The following is a 6,723-nucleotide window of genomic DNA, read 5'->3' as shown; positions in this document are numbered from 1 at the left end:
CCTTCCGACGATTGTTGCTGGGTACATGGCGCGGCGTATCGACCTCATGACGGTCGCGAACCTATACGGAGGAGCGATCATCTTGTTGGCTCTTGCGGGACTCGGGTTGGAATTTCTGCGTTTGCGCGGGGTAAAGCCGACCGAAGAAGGTGCTGGCACCTGATATCGGGAAGATCGAGCTTTGCTCGAATATTTGGGAGCGGGAGAAACGTGACGGGTTAAGGACAACAGAATCCAGGAATCCTGGCAAAACGCCGATGCATGACGGGTTGTCGCTTTCCCCGACGGCGGATTGACGTCGAAGCCAACCGCATCGAGGTGACGACATGGCCCGATCTGCCGATCCCGGTCTCTACCGCATTCCCCGCGAACAGGGCGACATGACCCGCGTGGTCTGGCCCGCCTTCGGGCTGTTCTTCCTGATCACCCTGGCGTCCTTCTGGCTGGTCACGCAGTGGGCCGCCTGGCGCTTCGGCTACTCGCCGGCGCTGGGACGGCCGATGGCCGGACATGTCTACGCGCCGTGGGAGATCGTGATCTGGTCGCTGCGCTACGACTCGCCGGCGTTCGGAGCGCATGCGCTTTGGGTGTTCACGCGCGCGCATGCCGGCATGGGCGTCGGCGGGCTGCTGGCGCTGATCTTGCCGGTGGCCTACGTCTACCGGCGCACGAGGCGCCTCGCGCAGGGACGCAACGATCTGCACGGATCGGCGCACTGGGCGAGTGCCGAAGAGGTGAAGGCGAGCGGACTGCTGCCGGACGCGGGGAACCGCGGCGGAGTGTATCTGGGTGCCTGGGAAGAGCGCCCGGGCGAGGAGCGCTCGCAGGTGTACCTGCGCCATAAGGGGCCGGAACACGTCATGGTGTTCGCGCCCACGCGCTCGGGCAAGGGCGTGGGCATCGTCATCCCCACGCTGCTGTCGTGGGACGAGTCGGTGCTGGTGCACGACATCAAGGGCGAGAATTGGCACCTCACCGCGGGCTACCGGCGCGCGCTCGGCCAGCGCGCCGTCAAGTTCGATCCCGCCAGTCCGGCGACGCCCGGCGCGGTGCGCTTCAACCCCCTGGACGAGATCCGCCGCGACGGCAACATCGTCAAGGACGTGCAGAACATCGCCACCATGATCGTCGACCCCGGCGGCGGCGGGCTCAACGACCACTGGGCCAAGACCGGGTTCGACCTGCTGACCGGCGTGGTGCTCTACGTGCTGCTCGCCGACGACCTGCAGGATGCGCAGCGCAACCTGCCCACCGTGCAGGCCATTCTCTCCGACGGCGGCCCCGTGCGCGAGCGCGCCGAGCGCGAAGCGCAGGAACAGGCCGAGGCCGCCGCCTCGCAGGCGCTGGAGGAAGGCCGGCAGGCCAGGCCGGCGAAGCCGCCGACGGGCTTCCAGGCGGTGATCGCCTACATCCGCGAGACGGCCAGCGGGCAGCTCGAAAGCCGACCCCTTGAGCACTGGCGGGAGATCGGCTGGCGGACGGTCGCGCAGGCGGCTCAGTCGTTCCTGAACAAGGCGCCGAACGAGGCCTCCGGCGTGCTGTCCACGGCGTTGAGCTTCCTCTCGCTCTACCGCGATCCGGTGGTCGCGCAGAACGTGGCGGTATCCGACCTGAGCCTGCCGTCGCTCATGGAGACGCCGACCAGCCTCTACCTGGTGGTACCGCCCTCGGACAAGGACCGCCTGAAGCCGCTCATCCGCCTGGTCGTGAACCAGGTGGTGCGCCGGCTCACCGAGCGCATGGACTTCGACGGCAACGGCCAGGGCCGCAGCATCTATCCGCACCGCCTGCTGCTGCTCATCGACGAGTTCCCGAGCCTGGGCAAGCTCGACGTGTTCGCCGAGTCGCTCGCCTTCATCGCCGGCTACGGGCTGAAGGCCCTGCTGATCGTGCAGGACCTGGCCCAGCTCTACGCGGCATACGGGCGCGAGGAATCGGTCGTCTCCAACTGCCACGTGCGCGTGGCCTATGCGCCCAACAAGGTCGAGACCGCCGAGGAGCTGTCAAAGATGGCCGGCCAGGCCACCGTCTCGCACACCCAGCGCCAGTACTCGGGCGGGCGTTTCGCGGTGGTGCTCGGGCACGTCAACACCAACGAGCAGATCGTGCAGCGTCCGCTGCTCACCGCGGACGAGGCCATGCGCCTGCCGGAGACCGACGAGCTGGTGTTCGTCGCAGGCCATGCGCCGATCCTGGCGAGGAAGATCAGATACTACCGGGACGAGGGGTTCAAAAAACGCCTGCTGCCGGCGCCCGGGGCTGCAGACACGGAGAGCGTGGCGTGAGCGGGAAGCCGTGGTGGTATAGGCTGCGCGTCCCGCTGGCGGTACTGGCCATAACGGCGTCCGGGTTCGAGGCTGCAAGGTTCGCCGGCTACCGCCTGAACCTCAGCCCCTCGGAGCCGGTCGGCGTCTGGCGCGTGCGTGCCGGCGCGGCGGCGGTCGGCGACTATGCGTACTTCTGCCCCCCGGTCGCGCTGAAGCGTTATCCGTTCCTGTTCAAGGGCGGCTGCCCCGGTGGTTCGATGCCCTTTCTCAAGAAGCTGGCCGCCGGCCCCGGCGCGCTGATCAGAGAGACGGCTGCCGGCGTATGGATCGACGGCAAACGGCTGCCGGCCAGCCGTCCCAGGATCGTATCCCTCGGCAGCGATCCGGTCCTCCTGCCGCACTGGCGCGGGGCCGTGCGTCTGCAGGCCGGGCAGTTCTGGGCCTATGGTTCGGGCGATCCCGCGCAGTCGTTCGACTCGCGCTACTGGGGGCCGCTTTCGGCTACGCGCATCGAGGGCGTCGCCTGGCCGGTATGGACCGTCTCCTGGCCGGGAGAAACGGCTGCCTCACGCAACAACGACGACAACACGAAGGAATCACGATGAGCCCAGAAGACGTTCTGCAGCGCTACCGCGCTTTCGACTATGCCATCCGCTACCTGGCGCCGAGCGTGCCGCCTTCCGACAGGAAGGAACCGGATACCGTGTTCGCCCTCGAGGTGGGACCGGAAGAGCTGGCCAAGGATGCCCGCGGACGGCCGCTGCTGTTCCCGACCGAGGCCGCGGCGTTCCAGTGGCGGCAGCTGGGTGGCGATAGCGGGCCTGTGCTGGCGTTCGGTCCTGCGGGCGGAGATACGGATGAAGAACACGCGTTCGACGCCGGCGAGCTGACCGCCTACGCCGAGCCGTGGAGCGAAGCGTGAACGCCATGCAGGATCAGTTCCGCGACCGCCAGCGCGAGGCGCTGCGCCGCCAGCTCGGCGCGGAGCTGCTGGGGTGGCTGGAAGACGAGAGCATCGTCGAGATCATGCTCAACCCCGACGGCAGACTGTGGGTAGACGTGCTGGGGGAGGGCATGCAGTGCCGCGGGCGCATGGATGCGGTGCGAGGCCAAATGGTGATGGACACGGTTGCGGCGATGCTCGACCGCGTGGTGACGGAGAATGAGCCAGTCCTCGAAGGCGAGCTGCCGCTGGACGGCTCGCGGTTCGAGGGGCTGGTGCCGCCTCTGGTAGAACGCCCCGCGTTCGCGATCCGCAAGAAGGCCTCGCTGGTGTTCACGCTGGAGGATTACGTGCGCCAGGGTGCGATGACAGCAGATCACCAGAATCTGCTACGTCAGGCGGTGCGCGAGCGCAGAAACATCCTGGTGTGCGGCGGAACCGGCACCGGCAAGACCACGCTCACCAATGCGCTGCTTCATGCCATGGCCGAAGAGACGCCGGAGCACCGCATCGTCATCATCGAGGACACGCGCGAGCTGCAGTGCTCGGCGGAGAACGCAGTGTTTCTGCGCACTTCGGAAACCATCGACATGACCCGCCTGCTGCGCGCGACGATGCGCCTACGTCCGGACCGTATCCTGGTCGGCGAGGTCCGCGGAGGCGAGGCACTGGCGCTGCTCAAAGCCTGGAACACCGGACACCCCGGCGGCGTGGGAACCGTGCACGCCAACGATGCGGGTGCGGCGCTGGTTCGTCTTGGACAGCTCATTCAGGAGGCAGGCGTGCCTCCGGTGCCGGAGCTGATCGCCGAGGCCGTCGACCTGGTGGTGAGCATTAAACGGACGCCGCAGGGACGGCGGATTGAAGAGGTTATGAGGGTGAAAGGAGGCAATTAGTATTGTGAGCAATCTTACACATTCACTAAAAAACAGTAAAAAAGAATGGGCGATGTTGCGTTTTTACTATTTATTTGATCAGGATAAATGTGGAAGTATATTTCGCGGACAGAGCTAATTTGTGAGTGGGTGATTTGTGAATATTTTTTTATACTTTGCAACCGTATTTATATGGGGTTCTACATGGCTAGGAATACACTATCAATTGGGTAATGTTGATCCGGCTGCTTCACTGTTTTATCGGTTCATGATTGCGGCGTTAATAATGGTATTTGTAAGCCTATTTAGGAGAGAAAATTTAGTCTATACAGCTCGCCAGAATGTTTTATTTGCGTCGCAAGGAGTCTTTTTATTTTCATTAAACTATTGGTTCATATATCAGGGAACAACGGTTCTTGATAGTGGTCTTGTAGCATTACTGTTCTCTACTATAGCGATAATGAATATTATAAATGGGAAGTTTATTTTGCGTAAACAGATTGATTTTGTTTCTCTTCTAGGCGCAGTAATAGGTCTTATAGGCATTGGCGTTGTCTTTATTCCAGGTATAAATAAACTGTCTAATATACACGAACTTGGCGCCGTGGCTCTTTGTCTAATAGGCACATATTTGTCATCCCTTGGGAATATAATGTCAGGAATAAATCAGTCTAAGGGGGTAAGTGTTATAGCGAGTAATACTTTTTCAATGATTTATGCTGCCCTATTATTAGGAGTTTTCTGCGTAGCAAAAGGTACCCAATTTAATTTTGATTATTCATTTACTTATATAGGATCGTTGTTCTATTTGGCCATATTTGGTTCTGTACTTGCATTCTATTTCTACTTGACATTACTGGGCCGCATAGGGGCTGATCGAGCAGTTTATGCGATGTTGGTATTTCCTCTTGTCGCATTAATATTGTCTAGTGTATTCGAGGGATTAAATCTGTCGCCCAATATTGTTATTGGATTTTCCATCGTAATGGCCGGTAATTTTCTGATTTTGCTAAAACCGATAAATGTTGATGCATTGTACTCTCGCTTAATGAGGTGTAAGAAAACCGATTCACATGAAGCCTAATTTAAAATAGGAGAGAGCAGGTATGCAAGCGACTGAAACCGGACAAAATCAAAGTGAAATGATGCCGATGATGACCTGCTCACCTAGGATTGGAACATTGGGTCCGATTGGCACGAGCAGTGAGCAAGCAGCGTTGTTTTATTCTAAAACAATCTTGCCATGGTATCTGAAATCCTCGATACACCTTTTCCCCACATTTGAGGAAGTGCTCGAGAGTTTGTTGAGCGAAAAAATAAATGAATGCGTGGTTCCTCATGCATTTAAAAACATTAATATTTTTTATATAAATAAGCATACCAATTTGCATGCCATATTCAGGTTTTCAACACCTGAATATGGACTTGCGTACTCGAAAGGAAAGCGGCCAAAATTTGACGATCACGTCAGAATAGCTACTCACCACGCTCCACGACATTTGGCTGATGATAGGACTTTAGTGCCTTGGGAAAAAATAACTATAGTTGATGCTCCATCCACGTCGATTGCTGCAAAAATGTTGGTTGATGGTGATTGTGATCTTGCCATTACTAATGCTTCTGCGCTTTCTAATTATGGCGATGATGTTGAATTCTTATCGTCTTTTGGGCAGATAGATATGGGGTGGTCTGTGTTTACTAAGAGGAGTTTGAAATGAGCCGGTTTTTTCCTGAGCCCTCCCATCTTGAATTGCACCCTGGTGTTACATCGAAGCTATTCGACATTCGAGATGAGAAAGATACCAAGATCATGATAAGTACTTTGGAGCCAGGAGCGGTCGTTCCGAGGCATTCGCATAATGAAATACAGTTCGGAATGGTTCTAGAAGGAAGCATGGAAGTTGAAGTTGGTGGCCATCGCCGTATTTTGGAGGCACGCAAGAATGGGTACGTAGCAACGAGTAACGTCGAGCACAGTGCCATCAATAAATCTGGTCAGGTTATAAAAACAGTTGACTTTAAGATTGATTGCAATGATGTTGATGAGCAATTTCTAAGCATTTTGGAGTTAACTCCATCTAAAACACTAAAATCAGGGATTGAATTTAAATTTTTTGTGACTCCGTGGTTTGAAATAATGCTTAGTACTATCCCAAAAGGAGGATTAATGCCATCCCATAAACATGAGAATATCCAGTTTGGTATTGCTGTGGATGGCTCCTATCAAATGAGGGTAGGTGAAGAGGAGCGAGATTTTGAATTCGGGGATGTCTATTACTCGCCTGAGCACACACGACATTCAGGTTTCAATCCACATGATAAAACTGCTTTTTCATTGAATATATTTGTTCCTCCGAGATACAACAAGCATCAATCAAAGTGAATTAATTTTATTTCTATTGAGCTAAATACCCACTAAATAACTACGTGGTAACGTAAAATGGAGCCATGGGGTATGACACCGCGGTGACCAACGCCGGGGTCGTCATCGATCTGCAAGGCGTTGCGCGTGGTGACCTCACGGCGATGATGGCGGCTTGGATGCCCGCGCAGAAAAAAATGGTTATCCGCGCTTGAAGGGAAACTTGTTTCTTATATGCGCTTTTGTGAACTCTTGATTCCATATATGCAATCAAAA

At 56.5% G+C, this 6,723-nt stretch carries 8 protein-coding genes; all 8 read left to right on the top strand.

What is annotated here, in order from left to right:
- Window positions 1–326 precede the first annotated feature (326 nt).
- The 8 genes from P8014_RS14810 (at window position 327) to P8014_RS14775 (ending at window position 6,662) form a co-directional block, all read left to right on the top strand.
- Window positions 327–2,285: a type IV secretory system conjugative DNA transfer family protein gene (locus tag P8014_RS14810; RefSeq protein ID WP_337818105.1), complete on the top strand. Its 1,959-nt coding sequence runs from the start codon at window positions 327–329 to the stop codon at window positions 2,283–2,285.
- Window positions 2,282–2,872 (top strand): S26 family signal peptidase, encoded by a 591-nt coding sequence (locus tag P8014_RS14805; RefSeq protein ID WP_337818104.1) that lies wholly within the window; start codon window positions 2,282–2,284, stop codon window positions 2,870–2,872. The genes P8014_RS14810 and P8014_RS14805 overlap by 4 nt, the downstream gene beginning before the upstream one ends.
- Window positions 2,869–3,189, top strand: a complete 321-nt coding sequence (locus tag P8014_RS14800; RefSeq protein ID WP_337818103.1) for a hypothetical protein — start codon at window positions 2,869–2,871, stop codon at window positions 3,187–3,189. Before P8014_RS14805 ends, P8014_RS14800 begins: the two co-directional genes overlap by 4 nt.
- Before the next feature lie 5 nt (window positions 3,190–3,194).
- Window positions 3,195–4,106, top strand: a complete 912-nt coding sequence (gene trbB / locus P8014_RS14795; protein WP_337818106.1) for a P-type conjugative transfer ATPase TrbB — start codon at window positions 3,195–3,197, stop codon at window positions 4,104–4,106.
- Window positions 4,107–4,242: 136 nt separating this feature from the next.
- Window positions 4,243–5,169 (top strand): DMT family transporter, encoded by a 927-nt coding sequence (locus P8014_RS14790; protein WP_337818102.1) that lies wholly within the window; start codon window positions 4,243–4,245, stop codon window positions 5,167–5,169.
- A gap of 22 nt (window positions 5,170–5,191) precedes the next feature.
- Entirely contained in the window at window positions 5,192–5,803 is a 612-nt protein-coding gene (locus P8014_RS14785) for a hypothetical protein (RefSeq protein ID WP_337818101.1), read from the top strand.
- The gene (locus P8014_RS14780; RefSeq protein ID WP_337818100.1) at window positions 5,800–6,468 is read left to right on the top strand and encodes a cupin domain-containing protein; all 669 of its coding nucleotides are present in this window, start codon (window positions 5,800–5,802) and stop codon (window positions 6,466–6,468) included. Before P8014_RS14785 ends, P8014_RS14780 begins: the two co-directional genes overlap by 4 nt.
- A gap of 65 nt (window positions 6,469–6,533) precedes the next feature.
- Complete coding sequence (locus tag P8014_RS14775) at window positions 6,534–6,662, top strand: hypothetical protein (RefSeq protein ID WP_337818099.1); 129 nt, start codon at window positions 6,534–6,536, stop codon at window positions 6,660–6,662.
- The last annotated feature ends 61 nt before the right edge of the window (window positions 6,663–6,723 follow it).

It is taken from the genome of Acidihalobacter sp., assembly GCF_037381185.1.
GTDB lineage: Bacteria > Pseudomonadota > Gammaproteobacteria > DSM-5130 > Acidihalobacteraceae > Acidihalobacter_A.
This window is presented reverse-complemented; position numbering and strand designations above follow the sequence as displayed.

Bases quoted from the DNA above. Each gene is read 5' to 3' on its own strand.
- P8014_RS14810 (WP_337818105.1), top strand. From the start codon at position 327: ATGGCCCGATCTGCCGATCCCGGTCTCTACCGCATTCCCCGCGAACAG.
- P8014_RS14800 (WP_337818103.1), top strand. From the start codon at position 2,869: ATGAGCCCAGAAGACGTTCTGCAGCGCTACCGCGCTTTCGACTATGCC.
- trbB (WP_337818106.1), top strand. From the start codon at position 3,195: ATGCAGGATCAGTTCCGCGACCGCCAGCGCGAGGCGCTGCGCCGCCAG.
- P8014_RS14785 (WP_337818101.1), top strand. From the start codon at position 5,192: ATGCAAGCGACTGAAACCGGACAAAATCAAAGTGAAATGATGCCGATG.
- P8014_RS14780 (WP_337818100.1), top strand. From the start codon at position 5,800: ATGAGCCGGTTTTTTCCTGAGCCCTCCCATCTTGAATTGCACCCTGGT.
- P8014_RS14775 (WP_337818099.1), top strand. From the start codon at position 6,534: ATGGGGTATGACACCGCGGTGACCAACGCCGGGGTCGTCATCGATCTG.